The organism is Citrobacter sp. W9 (assembly GCF_026719375.1).
In the GTDB taxonomy this organism is placed as follows: domain Bacteria; phylum Pseudomonadota; class Gammaproteobacteria; order Enterobacterales; family Enterobacteriaceae; genus Citrobacter; species Citrobacter werkmanii.
The window spans coordinates 215,499-233,958 of the sequence record NZ_JAPPTE010000007.1; the positions used below are offsets into that span (position 1 = coordinate 215,499).

The window sequence follows — 18,460 nt, forward strand, 5'->3', positions numbered from 1 at the left end:
CATGAACGACAACATCATGACCGCGCAGGATTACCCATTAGCCACCCGCTGCCCGGAGAAAATCCAGACGCCTGGCGGGAAACCGTTAACCGACATAACCCTTGAGAATGTGCTGGCAGGCAAGGTCGGGCCGCAGGATGTGCGTATTTCTCAGCAAACGCTGGAGTACCAGGCGCAGATTGCCGAACAGATGCAGCGTCACGCCGTGGCGCGCAATTTCCGTCGCGCGGCGGAGCTGATTGCCATCCCGGATGCTCGTATTCTGGAGATCTACAATGCGCTACGTCCGTTTCGTTCTTCATTCGCGGAGCTACAGGCGATTGCCGATGAGCTGGAGCACACCTGGCATGCCACGGTGAACGCCGCTTTTGTCCGCGAGTCGGCAGAGGTGTATCAGCAGAGAAACAAGCTGCGTAAAGGCAGCCAGTGACGGAGGGCGCATGCCGTTAATCGCCGGGATTGATATCGGCAATGCCACCACTGAAGTGGCGTTGGCGCAGCATGGACGGTTTATTGCCAGCGGGATTGTCGCCACCACGGGCATGAAAGGGACGCGGGACAACATTGCCGGGGTGGTGGCCTCCCTGCAGCAGGCACTGGATAAAACGCCGTGGTCGCTTCAGGACGTGGCGAAAATCTGCATCAATGAGGCCGCGCCGGTGATTGGCGATGTGGCGATGGAAACCATCACTGAAACCATCATTACGGAATCGACAATGATTGGCCATAACCCGCAGACGCCGGGGGGCGTCGGCGTGGGGATGGGAACCACCATCAGCGTGGATAAGCTGGCATCACTGAGTGAGGAGCGCTTTGCGCAGGGCTGGATCCCGCTGGTGGGCGAAGAGATTGATTTCCTCGAAGCGGTCTGGCTCATCAATGAGGCGCTGGATCGTGGGATCAACGTGGTGGCGGCGATCCTGAAAAAAGATGATGGCGTGCTGGTGAACAATCGCCTGCGTCGGGCAATGCCGGTGGTCGATGAAGTCACGCTACTGGAGAAGGTTCCGGAAGGTGTGCTGGCGGCGGTGGAAGTGGCGGCTGCAGGGCAGGTGGTGCGGGTATTGTCGAATCCTTACGGCATCGCGACCTTTTTTGCCCTGACGCCGGAGGAAACGCAAACCATCGTCCCTATCGCCAGAGCGCTGATTGGCAACCGCTCCGCCGTGGTGCTGAAAACGCCGCAGGGTGATGTGCAGTCGCGCACGATCCCGGCGGGTAAGATCTTTATTCGTGGCGAAAAGCGCGGCGGTGAAGCCGACGTAGCGCAAGGCGCGCAGGCCATTATGCAGGCGATGAGCGCCTGCGCGCCCGTGTGCGATATTCGCGGTGAAGCAGGTACGCACGCGGGCGGGATGCTTGAGCGGGTGCGTAAGGTGATGGCCTCGCTGACCGGTCATGACATGAACGCCGTGCATATTCAGGATCTTCTGGCGGTGGATACGTTTATTCCCCGCGAGGTGCAGGGTGGCATTGCCGGTGAATGCTCAATGGAGAACGCCGTTGGCATTGCGGCGATGGTGAAATCTGACCGCTTACAGATGCAGGCTATCGCCAGCGAACTGAGCGCGCGGCTAAACACGCCCGTGGAGGTGGGAGGGGTGGAAGCCAACATGGCCGTGGCTGGCGCGTTAACGACGCCCGGATGCGCCGCGCCGCTGGCGATCCTCGATTTAGGCGCAGGATCCACCGATGCCGCCATTATTAATAGCGACGGCGTAGTGAAGGCGGTACATCTTGCCGGGGCGGGGAATATGGTCAGCCTGCTAATTCAAACGGAACTGGGCTTAAGCGATCCGTTTTTAGCAGAGGAAATTAAAAAATACCCGCTGGCAAAAGTGGAGAGCCTGTTCAGCATTCGCCACGAGAACGGCGCGGTGGAGTTTTTTCGTGAACCGCTCAGCCCGTCAGTATTTGCCAAAGTGGTGTATCTGAAAGACGGCGAGCTGATCCCGGTTGATAACCAGACCTCGCTGGAGAAGATTCGTCTGGTGCGTCGTCAGGCCAAAGAGAAAGTTTTTGTCACCAACTGTCTGCGCGCGTTACGCCAGGTATCACCTGGCGGCTCCATTCGCGATATCACGTTTGTGGTGCTGGTAGGCGGTTCATCGCTGGATTTTGAAATTCCGCAGATGATCACCGATGCGCTGGCGCATTACGGCGTTGTCGCCGGGCAGGGCAACATCCGTGGCACTGAAGGCCCGCGCAATGCGGTGGCGACCGGGCTGGTTTTAGCCGGAGAAGCAAAAAAATAGCGCAGAAAACAGCCGCGCAAGCGTTTAGCTGCGGGGTAAGTCAAAGAAAGGCGATGTTCTCTTTGATATCCCGGCGGAGTTGGGTACATAGTATCAAGGTGTCTCTAACGTGGTTAATTTTAAGGATAAGAGCATGCCAACAGCAATTGAGAAAGCCTTGGATTTTATCGGTGGTATGAACACTTCGGCGTCAGTACCCCATTCAATGGATGAAAGCACCGCTAAGGGAATTCTAAAGTATTTGCATGACTTAGGTGTGCCAGCGAGTCCGGAAGTTGTGATGGCACGGGGTGAGCAGGAGGGATGGAATCCTGAGTTCACGAAAAAAGTGGCCGGATGGGCAGAAAAAGTTGCCTCCGGTAACCGCATCCTTATCAAAAACCCAGAGTATTTTTCAACCTACATGCAGGAGCAGCTCAAAGAACTCGTGTGAGCTGACTATCGAATAAAACGCTAACGGACGTTTCCATCTCTGGATGGCGGCGTCCAGAAGGGTTGCCACATGCTGCTTATTGGGCAGACATATCTAAACGAAAGATTAATAAAAAAGGACCTGCGATTTCTCGCAAGTCCTTGATATTTGGTGGCCCCTGCTGGACTTGAACCAGCGACCAAGCGATTATGAGTCATAAAATCGGCATGTTTCTAATCGTTCGCTATTGACGCTTATTGTATTTTTAGTTGTCTATAATCAATTAGTTATGATGTTGTTTTTGTTTCTGATTGGTTGTCTCGTCTCCCCATTGTACTATCGTTACCTGACCCATTACCTGACCCAAAATGGGCATCGGGTCAGGTAACGCTTATCCTTAGAAAGGTAACCTCATGGCCGCTAATCTTACCGAGACTGCTATACGTGGATTGAAGACAAAAAGTACGTCGTACTACGTGTGGAGCAACAGCGCTCAGCGTGGCACCGGCAGACTTGGCGTTAAGGTTCAGCCGTCAGGCAGCAAGGTTTTTTATTTCCGTTACTACGTTGAGAAAGGGAAGAAAGAGAAGTTCATCCAGTTGGGCATCTGGCCTGAGATGAAACTAGTGACAGCCAACGAGCTGGCGAAAAAGTATGGTGCCTGGCTTGTTGAAGGAAAAGAACCCCAGCAAGAGCTTGAGCAACAGCGCCTGGCCGAACAGCACATTATGCAGATCCATCGTTCTCAGGGATCATTTGAAGAGCTGGTGCATGGCTACGTTAACAAGATGAAGCTCGACAATAAGCGGACGTGGGCTGATGTATTGAAGCGCATGGAGCGAGAGTGCTATACCGTTATTCCTCGTGATACCAAAGCGAAGGACGTGACACCTCTGCAGATCAAAACCATCCTCTCAGGCATTATCCAGCGTGATGCCGTTGTCCATGCAAACCGAGTTCGTTCTTACCTGATGGCGGCATTCAACTACGGTTTGAAAGCTGATAACGATCCGATGAATACCAGCGTGGGCATTACGTTCGGGCTTGAAGTTAATCCGGTATCGGCCATACCGAAACAGTCCTCGGCAGAAAAAGTGGGTGATACATGGTTAATGCTGGAAGAGCTTCGTTTTGTCATGGAGCAGTTCGCTCAGGCAACTAACGTTGGGCCGTTGATGCAGCATCTTATTCGCTTCTGTGTTTATGCTGGCGGGCAGCGACCGTTTGAAATGATTGCCAGCCAGTGGAACGCGATTGACTGGCAGCAGAAGACGTTACTGGTCATTGCTGATGTATCGAAAAACAAGCGTGAGCACCTGATCCCGCTGACTGAATCGGCATTAAGTGAACTAGCCTCTGTTAAAGAACTGACTAAGGAAAGTAACAGCCCCTATATTTTCCCGCTATCAACTAACGGTGAGCGTCCTGTTCGTACCGACAGCCTGGCACGTTCCATCATGTATTTCCGGGCTTTTAATCCTGAGTTTAAAGTTTTCACAGCGCGAGATTTACGTCGCACTTGTAAAACGCTGATGGGGGAGGCGGGGATCAGCAAAGAGATCCGCGACCGTATCCAGAATCACGCTTTGAATGACGTCAGCTCGAAACACTATGATCGTTATGATTACTTGCCTGAAAAGCGCAGGGCGCTTGAGATCTGGGAAGATAGGGTCAACAACTATCAGCGACAACAGGAAAACAACGTTGTGAACTTGTTTGGACGGAGGTAAGAGCTTGGCAAAATATGAGCTTAATTCAGCAGAAGAGCGGTATCAACCGGGCTCTGGAGACCTGGTGCTGGCTAATAAGTTAGGGATCACTGATGAAGAGGAAATGGAGGCGCTGGAATCTGGCCTGCTGCTGATGCTTTATGAACAGCTATTTATCGAAGGCCAGCCGCCAGCGGCGCTGGCTTTTGAACATATCAGTGGCTGGCATCGTCAATGGCTGGGGAATGTGTATGATTGGGCAGGGAGGTTACGCAATGCCAACCTGACTAAAGACGGTTTTCAGTTTGCTGCTGCCGACAGGATTCCGCTGCTTCTTGCTGGTTTCGAGAGGCAGTTTCTCTCCAGGTCTGGTGAACTGAAATCCATGGCTCGTCCGGAGCTGGTTAGTTATCTGGCTGAATGCCACGTGGAGTTTATTTTGATCCACCCATTCAGAGAAGGTAACGGGCGTCTGTCGAGGCTACTTTGCGATGCACTGTCGGTTATGGCGGGGAAGGGCTTACTGGATTACAGCCTGTGGGATGAGCACAAAGCGTTTTACTTCAAGGCAATACAGGCGGGTGTCTCAGGGAACTACAGCCCTATGATGCAACTGGTGAGCGATATCTTGCCAGATTAACGGGCGAGGCCAACGGCTTTCGCCTGTGCCTGATTTTTTTTGAGTTGCTGCTCAATTTTTTGCACTGAAGCACCGGTTTCGATCGCGGTTGAGCTGGCAACGGCGCGGTAGATTTGAGTCTTGGTGATCTGACTATATGCTGTTTTTTTTGTCATGGTGAAAGCCTCGTTTTGTTGCTCTGATTCTAGTGTGGATAGGGACTGCCCGCAAGGCTGGTATCAAGTGAGATAGCACGGTAAATGCCTGCATCGTTCACAGAGTAGCGCTGTACATATCTCGATTTGAGATGATGAAAAAACTGACTTGTCATTAAATAGCTTTTAAACTCATTGCGTTACCTTGATACAATCCGTTGTAATTGATAAGGTCAATTCATTGGTGGCGATAAATGACAAGTAACTCTGATTTTTTTGATGCTTCTGATCTGTTTAATATATCTGAACAATTTGATATCCCTGATATTTTTTGTCGTGCTGGCGAGTTCTCGAAAAAATTTAATGTGAGCCTGGAAGATATTATATCTATATGGCTGGATGATAAAATAAGTCTTTATGTTAATCTTCGTTCAGAATACTGCCGAATAATTCGTTATGCGAATAAAAAAGAACATCGTTATGATACATTTGATATCAGAGCAGGAGGGGACTTTTATCAACATGAGAACAGCCCTCAGTTTGCAGTAAGAACATTTATACCTTGCGACCAGTCTGAAATAAATGAGTATCCAGTTTTTAGCGGTAGTTCATTTTTTAAATACGCCTATGATGGGTATGCCAGTGGCTTTTGGAAAATCAAACCTACCAAAATGACCCACTTGGTAAGAGATAATTATAACCTTAGGAATGCAAATGATGTTTGGGGGAGTATTCCTGGTGAGGTTATAGTGTATGGACGTGATGACAATGATCATCTAATTTTTAATAAGGATGATTTAATTTCTCACTCTGACTTACAGATTGATAGCGCCAGCTATAAAAAACTTCTTAAATTAACTGCACCTCAAAGCAATGAGTTTGTTGCAATGGAGAAAAGTTACATTCAAAATGTTATTGTCATTCTTCTAATTAATAAATATTGTAAATCCAATAATGACAAGCTTTTGTTTTTAACTGCATCGGATATATTGAACTTTTACAGGGAAAAGCATTGCAAAGAAATTAAAAAAATAAGCCGCTCAAGCATTTCTCGATGGTTTAATGAGTTTACAAATGATGATGGTACTTTATCTGTTCAAATGAAAAATGGACGGTGGTCTTCTGAAAAAGACGAAATTATATATCTGATTGCTAAGGAACACTGTTGGGATGAAAATCCTGATATGATTCTGGAATTGCTAATCAGCTCATTGTTAAATGAAGTTGAGAAATTAAATTTTCCTGGGGAAATCACTGGGTCACAATTAAAACACTATCTAAAAGATATCAAGTTACTTTCTGCTCAATAAGGTGCTCAATAAGGTGTCCATTGCGTGATAATTAAGTGAGCACCTATCTTCTTTATATTTTTATCTGAATCGTACAAACTGCTTCCACCAAAACAAAGGAGGCAGTATGAATACAACATCTATCATTCCAACCCCTGAACAACGACTGCAAATCTTGCATGTCTACGGTGAGAAAGGTGACCGTCTGGTGCGGGAAAAGGAGCGCCAGTATATCACTTCGATTTCTCGCTCAACAGCCTGGAAGCTAGAAAGGGTTGGGAAGTTTCCTCGACGTAAATCACTTGGGGCTAAGTCGTGTGGCTGGTTGCTTAGCGATCTACTCTACTGGATTAATGAACGCTAAGAACCATGGTTTTTTAGTATTTTTCATCTAATGGTTGGGAATGCATCTTGCTATTTCCACTATTAATAGCGGAATAGCAACTCAACCGGAGGCACTTTTAACATTAAATGATGATGAGGCTTTATGTCGGGAGATCGGGAGTTCCCCATACATGTGTTCCCAGCAAGAGTGGGACATGCAATCTATGAGGTAGTGCAACATACTCAGGCACCACTTCCCATGGTTGCAGCAGAGATACTTGGTGTCATTTCTCTTGCTTGCCAGAACAGAATTGATGTTTGTAGGTTGAATAATCTACGTGGTCCGACATCACTTTTTATTGTGACAATTGCGGAATCAGGAGAACGGAAAAGTACGGTAAGTAAGTTGTTAATGAAGCCCATTTACCAACTAGAGGAACAGTTATTTGATCTATATAAACAGGAAATAACTAAGTGGCAGTATAACGTAAGGATTTTCAAGGCGGAAGAGAAAGCCTTGATATCAAAACTGAAGTCAGAGATCCGAGGTGGAAAAGATCCAACCATAACACGTCGAAGTCTGAATATGCTGCAAGATAGTTATCCTGTGGAACCTGTCAGATACAAGTTGACGTTTAATGATACCACAACAGCGGCGATAAAAGAGTATCTCTGTGGTGACTGGCGATCAGTTGGAATTTTATCAGATGAGGCTGGGACCATATTTAATGGTTATGCATTAAATGAATTACCGTTTATAAACAAAATGTGGGATGGCGCAACGTATTCGGTCGAAAGGAAAAATGCACCTGAGAGGTTGATAAAAAATGCCAGATTGACATTATCCCTGCAGGTTCAGCCTGTAGTTATCAATAGATATATTGAAAGAAAAGGGGATTTAGCAAAAGGGATAGGTTTTTTTGCTCGTACGCTTATTAGTCGTCCATTCTCAACACAAGGATATAGACAAATAACTAACCCTGTTGTTTCAAGTGAACATTTACCTCTGTTCCATGAACGACTAATGGAGATCGTCAACGATAGTATTGCAAATAAAGATGAACGTATTTGCTTGCATTTCTCGCCAGATGCAGGACAGAAGTGGATTGCATTTTATAATGAAGTTGAAACAGAAATGCAGCTAATTGGTTTTCTGTCAGACTTTAAAGATTACGCATCTAAAGTCGCTGAAAACATGGCAAGAATTGCTGCATTGCTACACTATTTCAATGGTGATGAAGGTGATATATCTCTTACTGCTGTAGACGCTGCTATAGAGATAAGTAGTTGGTACGTCAATGAGTATATAAAGTTATTTTCCAAACCGCAGGAGGGAAACATGGTTAATACCGATGCAGATGAGCTTTATTGGTGGATAAAAGAGTATTGCAATCAAAATTTCATACCCTATATGAGGAAAAATACCATATTGCAAAATGGTCCAGATCGGTTTAGGAAACGTAGTAAAGCAAACGAATTATTAAGTATCCTTTACTCTCAGGGTAAGATAAGTGCCTATAAAAAAGGTAAAACTCTTTTTATCCAACCAACAAGTACTTTGGATGTTATTTAGAACGACGTATGAGTAGATAAGCCTAATAGACTGTTTGTTAGTCATAACTAATTGCAGAGTTGTTTTTTTTAGTCGTTAGAGACTGTGGCTACCTTTTATCTAAATTTAAATGTAGGAAAGGTAATATATAGTTGATTAGGACTATCAGATAAACAACCTCCAATAAACAATTACTAATATACCCCTGTGCTATCACAGGGGTAGTTACATCGGAGATATGTTATGGAATTATATCAAGGTACTCATGGCGATCACATACTTCCCTATCGGGATAGAATTGCTCAGACAGTTAGTAATACTATCAATCAGTTCCCTCGCACAATGGCATTAAGATTGGATCTTCATTACCCACCTATTTTGGATAATGGTGATACGGTATGCTGTTTTCCTAACCTTGAGCCAGGTGCAATATCACGCTTCCTAGATTCGTTTAAAGCGATTCTGGAAGCACATGAATATCGCAGAAAGTTTGCAGGGATCAGAGTTAACAAAAATGTTGTACGTAATGTCTGGGCAAGAGAATATTCGAAGAGTGGTAAATGCCATTTCCATATTTGCTTATTCTTCAACAAAGATGCTTACTACCATTTAGGACATATTAAACATAATGGTACACTTCGCAATCTGATAGTTAGAGCCTGGTACAGTGCTCTCAGATTAGAAGTTGAGGATTGTCGTGAGCTTGTTCATTTTCCGGAAAATTGTCGGTATGTACTTAACGTGAATGCGCCTGATTTTGACATCATATATAATGATCTTCTTTTCCGGCTGGATTATCTAACTAAACTTGATACAAAGATATTTGGTGAGGGTGATCGTAATTTCGGTTGTAGTAGAAATTAATTTAATCAAAGCCAGATAAATTTTATCTGGCTAAAAGTAGTATCATCGTTGTGACGTTTCCCACTCGCGGTAAACAGTAAGGATTGATTGGTATTTCGAACTATCTGCGGGATTAAAGAAGTGCTCTAAATCTTCACTTTCTACAATAGACCTAATCGGAACTTGATATGTTTTTTTGAAGGTGCCTTTATTTAATTTATCTTCACGGTAACTCATACATGCCTGATCATGAGCATTTAGCCAGACTTCTTGTGCCGTAGTATAGTTTTTTTTAAAAATGTCATAATTATGGGCGCTTTCAGCTATATTGGATAATGCCAATGCGGCTTGTTGTACCATTCCCGCAGCAGTTGCAATACTGCTAGTGATCTGACTTTCTAGTGCTGCTTCTTGTAAGCTTAAAGCAGCCTTTTGAGTCGAATGAGCCTCATCAGCTTTAATGAGAGCTTTTTTGGCATTTTCATTGGCCAGTCTATATTGTATTGCTGAGTAGCCGGAAACTAATAGTGCAGCCCCCGAAACAAGTAATGTGAGAATTTCGTTATTTGTCATGGCTTCGTCCTTTGGCTACCATTCTCATGAGAGAGAGAAGTTCGTCATTGCTAATAGAAGATGAAGATTTAGATAATTCTTCATTAATATAAGTTTCGAATGAAATGATGCTTTCATCAAAACCAAGTTCACGAAGAGACTTTTTGAGTTCCCTTAGCAACTGAACAATTTGTTGTTCACTAATTGCCTTTCCATCTACCGTCAATCTGTCGATTTCAGCTCGAATACGTTCCAACTCATGGTGACGCTCAACCAAATTTCGACATCTAGCTACTCGCTTTGCATACTTATCTGCAATTTCTTTATATGTTGCCACCCTGCACCCCTCGTGAAACCAAAAAAAATAGGATTAGTACTAAAAATCTGTATTTTATGATAATTTTATGGGAGAGCAAGATTTTTCAACTGGTTTTGTAGGTTGATTAACGCTAACGAGGTACTAGCTTGGATTACAATCATCAGGTTCTTACAAAAGTTACTGGTGGTGCAAATGACATTTGATTTAGCTTTGGTAGATGCGTGAAAAAAAATCAACTAATTGATAAAAAATGATTTTTAACAGAATCGACAATCAAAATTTAACACCCTAGTCATATGGGTAGCATTTAGAATATTTTGTGCATAGATATGCATTTGAGAATGTCAACTTAAGGCCGCTCTGGGCTGCCTCGTTATGGCACTAACTTTTATCTGATTTACAACGATCTTGAATTCATTTCTATCGATTAGTTATGGCTAACCCATTTTAAAAATTGTTTTATGGTTTGTGCCAATCGGTTAAGAGGGATATGTATGTTTTTGAAAAAGCTGGCAATTCGTAATTTCAGAAGGCTACACGATGTTGTAATCGATCTTGCTTCAGACATTTCAATTTTTGTAGGGGCGAATAACAGTGGTAAGACTTCTGTCGGTCATGCACTTCAACTATTCACCGGTAAAAGCCGATTCAATATTCATGACTTCAATGCTGAATGTTGGACTGACATTGTCACATTTGGAGAAGGGGCGGATGCTGCGTCGCTACCTTCACTGGAACTTGATATTTGGTTTGAAGTAACACCGAATGATGTTCATCGTGTAGTCGATCTTCTCCCCAGCCTATCGTGGTCAGGTTCTCTGGTTGGAATGCGCGTTGCTTTTTCCCCCATCAATCCTGAAGAAATCCGTTCACGCTTCCTCGCAGTACGTCAGCTTGCTATCGATGCCACACCTAAAGATGAAAATGGAACTCCCAAATACGATCCTTCACCTCGTAATCTTTGGGAATATCTTCGCGATAGACTCAATGACGAATATGAACTCCGCTATTTTGTTCTTGATCCCGCACGTTTCAATGCGGAAATGATATCCGAGGAAGGCTATGAGCCTACTCCGCTCACAGGGCGTGATCGAAGTGGTCGCGAAATACTGAACAGCCTTATCCAAATCAACTTTTTGAATGCTCAGCGTCATCTTTCAGATGGTTCCGGAGGTTCCCGTTCGGAGGATCTTTCTCGTGTTCTCAGCCGTTTTTACGGACGAAATCTTGAACAAAAAGGTGAAGATTATGAAGCATTAATTGCTTTAGCTGCGTCTGAATCAGCTTTCAATCAGCATCTTGAACGTGTTTTTGCACCTACGCTGAAAAGTCTGGCGAAACTCGGATACCCTGGACTTTCAAACCCACGCATGATGATTCGTTCGGCCTTAGACCCGGCGCAGATCATGAACAACCAAAATGGGGCTGTAATACATTACGCGTTGGGGGAGGATGACGGTAATCCTACCCCACCAACACTACCCGATAGTTATAACGGGCTTGGATTTAAGAATCTGATCTTTATGGTTGTTGAATTACTCGACATCCACAACCAATGGTTAGCAATAGAAGAGAATCGACCACCGGTTCACCTGATTTTTATTGAAGAGCCAGAAGCTCATCTCCACGCACAGTTACAGCAGGCTTTTATACGCAAGATAATGGACCTTCTTGCCATGGAGAGTCAGGAGCTTATGCACTACACCACTCAAGTGGTGTTGACTTCTCATTCAACTCATATTCTTTACGAACGTGGTTTTCGGCCGATCCGTTACTTTCGGCGGAAGCGTTCATCAAATATGTCGGCAACAGATGTGCTCAATCTCTCTGTTTTTTATGATAATACTGATCCTGAAATTCGAGACTTTCTTGAGCGTTACTTGAAGCTGACCCATTGTGATTTGTTTTTTGCCGACGGGGCTGTACTTGTAGAAGGCAATGTTGAGCGGCTACTGCTCCCGCAAATGATTGCTACCGCCGCACCTAGATTAAAATCCTCTTACCTAACAGTCCTTGAGATTGGCGGTGCTTTTGGCTATCGATTCCAAAAACTAATTGAATATCTTGGGCTTACTACACTCATTATTACTGATCTGGATAGTGTGTACTGTACTCCTCCGGTACAAGATGCAACAGAAGCTCGAGCAGATGAGTTAGATGGTCTTGCAGAAAATCCGGCTGCAAATGATGATGGCGAGGAACCTGATGATGATGAGGAAGAACAGGCCAACACAGAAACACCAGGAAAGGCTTGTATTGCCAGTCATCCTGGAGCTATGACCTCTAATCAAACACTTCGGCAGTGGCTACCGAAATGTGACACCGTTGCCGCTTTATGGGAAGCAACTGAGGAAATGAAAATACAAAGCCGCACAGCTGAGTGTGACGCTTTGGTTCGTGTTGCTTACCAGTGTCAGACAAATGTTACATGGAAAGAGGAGACACTGGCACTTGCTGGCCGTACTTTAGAGGAAGCTTTTGCACTTGAAAATCTGTCCTGGTGTCAAGATGTGGGCTGTAAGCCACTCAAGCTACGTATTGCCAGAGCTGTAAGTATGGATCTACTGCAACTGGCCCAGCGCATTCACAAGCGCGTGCAATCAAAAAGCTTTAGTAAAACTGATTTTGCTCTGAATTTACTTCTTAAAAAACCGGATGAATGGTCTGTCCCAACATACATTGCTGAAGGATTAAAATGGCTCGAAGCTGAAATAGCCCCGCCGGAACTAGAAGTTGCAGAAGGTCAGGAAGAGGATGTTGAGGATATGTCCGTCGCTTTAGCTGAAACAGATGGTGGGAGGGTTGCATGACCAGTCGCATTGGTAGCCCTGATACACAGGCAGATATTGATGTTCGTGCTTGTCTGGATAGCTCGCCACCACGTTCATTTGTCATGGTAGCCGGTGCTGGTTCAGGTAAAACAACATCTCTCATTAAAGCCCTGGCACATTTGGCTGATACCCGTGGTTCTGCTTTACGTCGTGCCGGGCAAAAAATATCCTGTATCACGTATACAGAGGTAGCTGTTGGTGAGATTGCCGCTGACGTTGGTAACTCGCAGTTATTTCATATTTCAACCATTCATAGCTTTCTTTGGTCGGTCATCCGACCTTTTCATTTAGATATCGCAAAGTGGGTCGTAGCGCGAATACATGAAAAAATAGCTGAAAAGCAAGCCCATTATGATAAGCCCAGAACACAAGCTAAAACAAAATCTCGTCTTGAAGATGAAATTGCCTATCTCTCTGCTCAACTTGAGTGCATTGATGATGTTGATAAATTTATCTACGGGACAGGAAGTAACTATGCTAAGGGTATTTTAGGTCACGATGATATTCTTAAACTCGTCCCTGCTTGTGTTGAGGCTCATCCACTTTTGAGAAGGATTGTAGCCAAGCGCTTTCCATTTGTTTTTGTCGATGAAAGTCAGGATACCGATCCTGATGTGATCTCTGCGCTTCGAACTATTGCTAATGACAATCCTGACATGTGCATAGGATTTTTTGGTGATCCGATGCAGAAAATCTATATGAGCGGAGCTGGTGCTATTCCGTTAAGTGATGGGTGGGCTGAAATTACAAAACCAGAGAATTTCAGATGTCCGACGTCTGTACTTGGTGTTATCAATTCGATTCGTGCTTCTGGGGATGGTCTCCAACAAATTCGTGGTCGAACGACTATCGTAGATGGCGTTGAACAAACTGTATCAGGCACAGTGAATCTTTTCATCTTGCCTTCAAATGTGGAACGAAGTGCCTATCTGACATCTGTCAGACGTTACCTTGCAAATGAAACTAGCGATGAACAATGGTTAAGTGATACACGCGAAGGTGATGTTCGTCTTCTTGTTTTGGTGCATCGTATGGCAGCTAATCGACTGGGGTTCCCGAATTTATTTGCTGCTCTTACTGATAAAGCACCGATGAGTTTGAGTGAAGGGGTGAACGATGGGTCAGCTTGGCCGCTTCGTCCGTTTGTCCAGCATATACTTCCAATTTTTGCTGCGGCTCAGGCAAACGATCAATTTCAGATTATGTCGATTATGCGTAGCGAGTGTCCAAAGCTGGAGCCGTTACGACTGCATGGTCAAGCTATGGTGGCAGTTTTAAATGAACTACAACAAGGCATCGATGGCCTGTTTGCACTGTTAGAAGAAGGATCACAAGCAACAGTTCGGGATATATTGCTACATGTTAAAGACTGCGAGCTGTTACGTCTTGACGATCGTTTTGAAAATCATTTAAGTGATGAACCTGTGAATGATGGTAATGATGACTTCGAAAATGTTCAGAACTATCTAAGATGCAATGCCCATGAACTTTGGGCATACCGCCGCTACCTTTCAGAGGAATCACCTTTTGCCACTCATCATGGTGTAAAAGGTGCACAGTTCGAGCGCGTATTGGTCGTTATTGATGATGAAGAAGCTCGCTTCAGCCAATATTCGTATGGGAAATATTTTCAATACATTCCCCTATCCGACAATGATCTAGCCAATCTTGAAGAGGGCAAAGAGTCAGTACTCGACCGTACTCGTCGCCTTTTTTATGTCTGTTGCTCCCGTGCGCTGAAAGACTTGGCCGTTGTCATCTTTGTTCCAGATGTCGCCGTCGCTCAAGCGGCAATCGTTGAGCAAAATTTATTCCCTGCATCGACAATTCTAGGGCAGCATGATCTAAGTTAGCTTGAATTATATCCAGCCAATAATTAGCGAGGATATTATTTTCACTTCTTATTATATTGCTGATTTTATTTGTTGAATTTCTGTTATCTAAAGTTTTTCAGACATATATTATTTCACTGAACGCAACATCATTACGGCGAATCCATAAGGGTTCGCCGTTTTTTATTCTTAAATTCAGGAGATGCCATGAGAAATCAGGAAGGCTTGCATTCGCTGCAGGGCTCACTTATAGGCTTACCAGAATGGGCCTCAGAACAAGTTATGCAGCAAATTCGTCAACTGACAAATTACGAGCCAATGATCGGTATTATGGGCTACCCGGTACAGGCTGGTTACTGATCGCATTATCGCAACAATGCGGTCCTACAGCCTCTGACGCGCTTGCGTCAGAGGCTTTTACTTATAATGTTGCCAGAATCTTTTCACTCTGCAGTAGTCGGCTGAGAGGCAGAATGCTTACTTGCGAGCATCACAGTATCACCGCTGAAGATGGCAAGGGCAGCAACTCCCGCATGGTTGCTAGCGCCTCTGAAGGCCGAAGATAATGGCTTGTCATGCTTACCCATTTTTTTCTTCAAACAATGGTGCTAAACACTGAACTTCTTGTAAAGCCTCTGCATTCAGTACGTCAAAGTATAACCACTTATTATTTTCATCATTGACCAAGTCAATTTTCCAATTGGTTTTTACATAACAGGCCAAAGCTGCACGGCAAGTGACGGAATGGACGTTACCATTTATAGAGAACTCGCGCGATATTTCATTAATTGTTTCTTTTGGTAAATTTTTTTTAAATTCAATGATAAAAGTGATTTCTTCGTCCCACTCTCTATCCGTCTTCTCAGCAAGAGTCGGCGAAATTGTTGTTTCCAAATGAGCATCAAAAAGCCTGGATAGTTTGAAGTTCTTAAAACCACTGCGCTGTGGTTGTTCCTCATTTCGGTCATAAGCTCTGAAATACCAGTTCTTACGATCAACAAACAATGCTGATGGAAACAGTATCCTTTCCCTGTGATCACCACTTTTTGAACCGTAGGAACATCTAATGGCACATTGTCCCTTTATTGCCCTTGTTACCGCCGCTACCTGTTCTTCTTTGAGGCGTTCCGGCTGATAGAGCGGGTCCACTTCATCAATGGGTAGCATTGGGCGCTTTTGCATTAATTCGGAGCGTGTAAACCCATACTGAATAAGGTTAAGGGCCGTGTGGACACCAATCCTAATTAGTGGGGTATAGCTGTCTGCAAGGATAACAGTTCTTTTGGTTGCAGTATCAATGCAGCAGTTATCCGGTTTTAACTCCCGATAGAGAGCAAGATCCTTAGATGCTGCAGCCTGAGCAACCTTGAACTCAGCCATAATTTCAGCTCTGGAGATGCTGCCAAGATAGCGAATACAGAGATCTATGTACGCAAGTCGTTCTGCCTGGGGAAGTGAATAGGCGTCGACCAGCAGTTCCAGATGAACATCATGAAACATCGTCATCGATACGCTCCAATTTATGATATATTAAATATACTGTGCATTATCACATGTTGCACTGCTTTACGCAATGAGATAGGATTACCTCAGTCGAGAAAGTAATCAAATCGACATGATAGCTCAGGAAGGTTCATTCAGGTGAAGTCGTTGGTCTGGTTGGATTATTTCCGAGGGGATGGTGAGGGACTGTTTGCAGACAGTCCCTCACCAGAAAAACAAAAACTCTGCGGAGCGTCATTCACCACTGAGTCTTGCTGATCAGAATGTTGAGTATACGTTAATTATAGCGTAGCCGACAAGCCTGCCTCCGGTGAAATGGCACTCCGTGCAACATAAGGAGTGGTATATGACCACACCACGAATGGGCTACTGCCCACGCTGTAAACAGGATTGTGAAATCACTTTTGCTACAAAAGCCATTCATGAAAAGACTGGTAAGGTAATTTTGCCGAAAAAGGGTAAAGTCCTTGTCATTCCTCATTGTACGGCTTGTCGTAAGACTAAATAGTTCAACCAGTGCTAGGCAGGTCAATGTGGCCTGCCTTTAATTGCTATACATAGCTCAACTTCTATTTAAAGGGTAATGTAATGAAAAAAATTCTTCGTAATATCATTCTTACTACAGCTGTGGTTTCTGGTTCAGTGTTCGCAGCAGATAGTAGCCAGCAGGTTGCACTTTCTGATCTTCATTTTGCCACAACGCCAAATGGGATGCAGCAAATTGAAGGTAATGGTATTAATACTACTAATCAAACACTAAAGCATGTGTTCGTGAAATTTAATCTTCTGCAGAATAATACCGTAGTGGGGCAAACCATCGCTATGGTAGAGAGTCTGGAGGCCGGACAGAGCTGGAAAGTACAGGCTCCTTATAATAGTTTTTCTGTTAAGCCTGATAGTTTTAAGGTTACCGAGATTAACGTTATAAATTGAAGTTTTATTAAATGGTTTGTTCGTAAGAGTAAATTATCAGGAATATAAATGAACACACTAACAGTATCTCTGGTAACAATAATGATCCCTGGTGTCATTATGGCACTAATTTATGATACCTACACTCAACATAAATCCTGGGATTCATTTCGATATGTTCTGATGTCGGTTGTATTTGGTATCGTTACTTATCTGGCAATGCAGGCAGCTGTGAGCTTATTTCAACTGATTGCAGGGATCGGTGATACCAAATCCATAAGCTGGAGATTACTGTCGGTCTGGTCAATTCCCAATGAGGAAAAGATAGCAATTAATCCACTGGAGATCTTGCTGGGCGGGCTTTGTGCTATCCCGTTGGGGCTGATAGCTGTCTATCTTGCAACCAAGCGAACATTTCATGAACTATTACTACGTAAGGGTATTTCAAATAAATACGGTGATGATAATGCCTTTATAAGGTCGGTTGAGATCATGCATAGAAATACCGGGCAATGCTACGTTCTGTTGCATGAAAACAACATGCTCATTCATGGGACTGTCTATCTGTATAACGAAAATGACAAAACTCAGGAACTAGGGCTTCTAAATGCAACTGTACTCAATTCCGAAACGGGAGCAGTTCTCTGGACGACGGGGTTTATCTATCTTTCCAAAGAATACGGTAAAATGGTCGTATTTGAAAATTACATTGAGGCTTCAAATGTCAAAGAATCAGACACCGAAAGCAACTAGCATGCCGACTTTTGACGGTCGACAGATCAGGATTCAGGATGGGCTACAGATGGTAACAAATGGTGCTCAGGTAATGTCTGAGGGGCTGCAAATGGTTGCTCGGCCACAACAAGGTAACCAACTTCCAGGATATGGTCGCCAGACCTCAGGTCAGACAACATCCCAGAGCTCTTTTGCACCAGCTAGCGGTCCTAAAATCCCACCAATGAAGAAGTAATCACAATATAAAAAGCACCGGCTAATTAACGGTGCTTTTTATGTTTGTTCAAAAAGTAAATATCGTCCCCTTTTTACCTATAAAGAGTAATGAATTAGCCTACCAGTAAGAATTGCAATTTCAGAAAATCCTGAAAGAGTCCGGTGTATAAGCATTCGAAATAATTTCAGACATATATCATCCTTCTGAACGCAACATCATTACGGCGAATCCATAAGGGTTCGCCGTTTTTTATTCTTAAATTCAGGAGATGCCATGAGAAATCAGGAAGGCTTGCATTCGCTGCAGGGCTCACTTATAGGCTTACCAGAATGGGCCTCAGAACAAGTTATGCAGCAAATTCGTCAACTGACAAATTACGAGCCAATGATCGGTATTATGGG

Annotated in this window: 17 protein-coding genes and 2 pseudogenes; 15 read left to right on the plus strand and 4 right to left on the minus strand. The window is 44.3% G+C overall.

The window, feature by feature from the left end:
- Nucleotide 1: 1 nt before the first annotated feature.
- The 5 genes from OOJ59_RS13120 (at nt 2) to OOJ59_RS13140 (ending at nt 5,016) form a co-directional block, all read left to right on the plus strand.
- The gene (locus OOJ59_RS13120) at nt 2–430 is read left to right on the plus strand and encodes a diol dehydratase small subunit (RefSeq protein WP_061382555.1); all 429 of its coding nucleotides are present in this window, start codon (nt 2–4) and stop codon (nt 428–430) included.
- Between the two features lie 10 nt (nt 431–440).
- A complete protein-coding gene (locus OOJ59_RS13125) occupies nt 441–2,255 on the plus strand; it encodes a diol dehydratase reactivase subunit alpha (RefSeq protein ID WP_087856858.1) in 1,815 nt (604 codons plus the stop codon).
- A gap of 109 nt (nt 2,256–2,364) precedes the next feature.
- Entirely contained in the window at nt 2,365–2,688 is a 324-nt protein-coding gene (locus tag OOJ59_RS13130; RefSeq protein WP_001573898.1) for a DUF1889 family protein, read from the plus strand.
- A gap of 392 nt (nt 2,689–3,080) precedes the next feature.
- Nucleotides 3,081–4,397 (plus strand): tyrosine-type recombinase/integrase, encoded by a 1,317-nt coding sequence (locus OOJ59_RS13135; protein WP_193157138.1) that lies wholly within the window; start codon nt 3,081–3,083, stop codon nt 4,395–4,397.
- Nucleotides 4,398–4,401: 4 nt separating this feature from the next.
- Nucleotides 4,402–5,016 carry a Fic/DOC family protein gene (locus OOJ59_RS13140; RefSeq protein WP_182095810.1) on the plus strand — a complete coding sequence of 205 codons (615 nt, stop codon included), beginning with the start codon at nt 4,402–4,404 and terminating at the stop codon, nt 5,014–5,016.
- On the opposite strand, the gene OOJ59_RS13145 is transcribed toward OOJ59_RS13140, so the two are convergent.
- A complete protein-coding gene (locus OOJ59_RS13145; protein WP_106105421.1) occupies nt 5,013–5,171 on the minus strand; it encodes a hypothetical protein in 159 nt (52 codons plus the stop codon). The two genes, OOJ59_RS13140 and OOJ59_RS13145, sit on opposite strands and share 4 nt — an antisense overlap.
- A 233-nt stretch (nt 5,172–5,404) precedes the next feature.
- On the opposite strand from OOJ59_RS13145, the gene OOJ59_RS13150 reads away from it, so the two are divergent.
- The 4 genes from OOJ59_RS13150 to OOJ59_RS13165 all read left to right on the plus strand — a co-directional run bounded on the left by OOJ59_RS13150 (nt 5,405) and on the right by OOJ59_RS13165 (nt 9,179).
- Nucleotides 5,405–6,460: a hypothetical protein gene (locus OOJ59_RS13150; protein ID WP_182095809.1), complete on the plus strand. Its 1,056-nt coding sequence runs from the start codon at nt 5,405–5,407 to the stop codon at nt 6,458–6,460.
- A gap of 106 nt (nt 6,461–6,566) precedes the next feature.
- Entirely contained in the window at nt 6,567–6,803 is a 237-nt protein-coding gene (locus OOJ59_RS13155) for a helix-turn-helix transcriptional regulator (protein WP_160956256.1), read from the plus strand.
- A 123-nt stretch (nt 6,804–6,926) separates the two neighbouring features.
- Nucleotides 6,927–8,336 (plus strand): YfjI family protein, encoded by a 1,410-nt coding sequence (locus OOJ59_RS13160; RefSeq protein ID WP_160956257.1) that lies wholly within the window; start codon nt 6,927–6,929, stop codon nt 8,334–8,336.
- A 222-nt stretch (nt 8,337–8,558) separates the two neighbouring features.
- Nucleotides 8,559–9,179, plus strand: coding sequence for an inovirus Gp2 family protein (locus tag OOJ59_RS13165; RefSeq protein ID WP_160956258.1), 621 nt, complete (start codon nt 8,559–8,561; stop codon nt 9,177–9,179).
- A gap of 42 nt (nt 9,180–9,221) precedes the next feature.
- Here OOJ59_RS13165 and OOJ59_RS13170 read toward each other — a convergent pair whose 3' ends face one another.
- Nucleotides 9,222–9,731, minus strand: coding sequence for a hypothetical protein (locus tag OOJ59_RS13170; RefSeq protein WP_160956259.1), 510 nt, complete (start codon nt 9,729–9,731; stop codon nt 9,222–9,224).
- Nucleotides 9,721–10,047 carry a hypothetical protein gene (locus tag OOJ59_RS13175; protein WP_160956260.1) on the minus strand — a complete coding sequence of 109 codons (327 nt, stop codon included), beginning with the start codon at nt 10,045–10,047 and terminating at the stop codon, nt 9,721–9,723. Before OOJ59_RS13175 ends, OOJ59_RS13170 begins: the two co-directional genes overlap by 11 nt.
- Nucleotides 10,048–10,523: 476 nt before the next feature.
- Here OOJ59_RS13175 and OOJ59_RS13180 point away from each other — a divergent pair, with 476 nt between their 5' ends.
- The 3 genes and pseudogenes from OOJ59_RS13180 to OOJ59_RS13190 all read left to right on the plus strand — a co-directional run.
- Nucleotides 10,524–12,839 carry an ATP-dependent nuclease gene (locus OOJ59_RS13180; protein WP_160956261.1) on the plus strand — a complete coding sequence of 772 codons (2,316 nt, stop codon included), beginning with the start codon at nt 10,524–10,526 and terminating at the stop codon, nt 12,837–12,839.
- Entirely contained in the window at nt 12,836–14,713 is a 1,878-nt protein-coding gene (locus OOJ59_RS13185; protein ID WP_182095808.1) for a UvrD-helicase domain-containing protein, read from the plus strand. Before OOJ59_RS13180 ends, OOJ59_RS13185 begins: the two co-directional genes overlap by 4 nt.
- A gap of 186 nt (nt 14,714–14,899) precedes the next feature.
- Nucleotides 14,900–15,028, plus strand: a pseudogene (locus OOJ59_RS13190) (GTPase family protein); the annotation flags it as partial.
- Between the two features lie 243 nt (nt 15,029–15,271).
- Here the strand turns inward: OOJ59_RS13190 and OOJ59_RS13195 are convergent.
- A complete protein-coding gene (locus OOJ59_RS13195) occupies nt 15,272–16,198 on the minus strand; it encodes a WYL domain-containing protein (protein WP_038434467.1) in 927 nt (308 codons plus the stop codon).
- A 585-nt stretch (nt 16,199–16,783) separates the two neighbouring features.
- Here OOJ59_RS13195 and OOJ59_RS13200 point away from each other — a divergent pair.
- The 3 genes and pseudogenes from OOJ59_RS13200 to OOJ59_RS28215 all read left to right on the plus strand — a co-directional run.
- Nucleotides 16,784–17,128 (plus strand): FxLYD domain-containing protein, encoded by a 345-nt coding sequence (locus OOJ59_RS13200; RefSeq protein WP_020324802.1) that lies wholly within the window; start codon nt 16,784–16,786, stop codon nt 17,126–17,128.
- Between the two features lie 48 nt (nt 17,129–17,176).
- Complete coding sequence (locus OOJ59_RS13205; RefSeq protein ID WP_182095807.1) at nt 17,177–17,860, plus strand: hypothetical protein; 684 nt, start codon at nt 17,177–17,179, stop codon at nt 17,858–17,860.
- A gap of 472 nt (nt 17,861–18,332) precedes the next feature.
- Nucleotides 18,333–18,460: pseudogene (locus tag OOJ59_RS28215) on the plus strand (GTPase family protein); the annotation flags it as partial.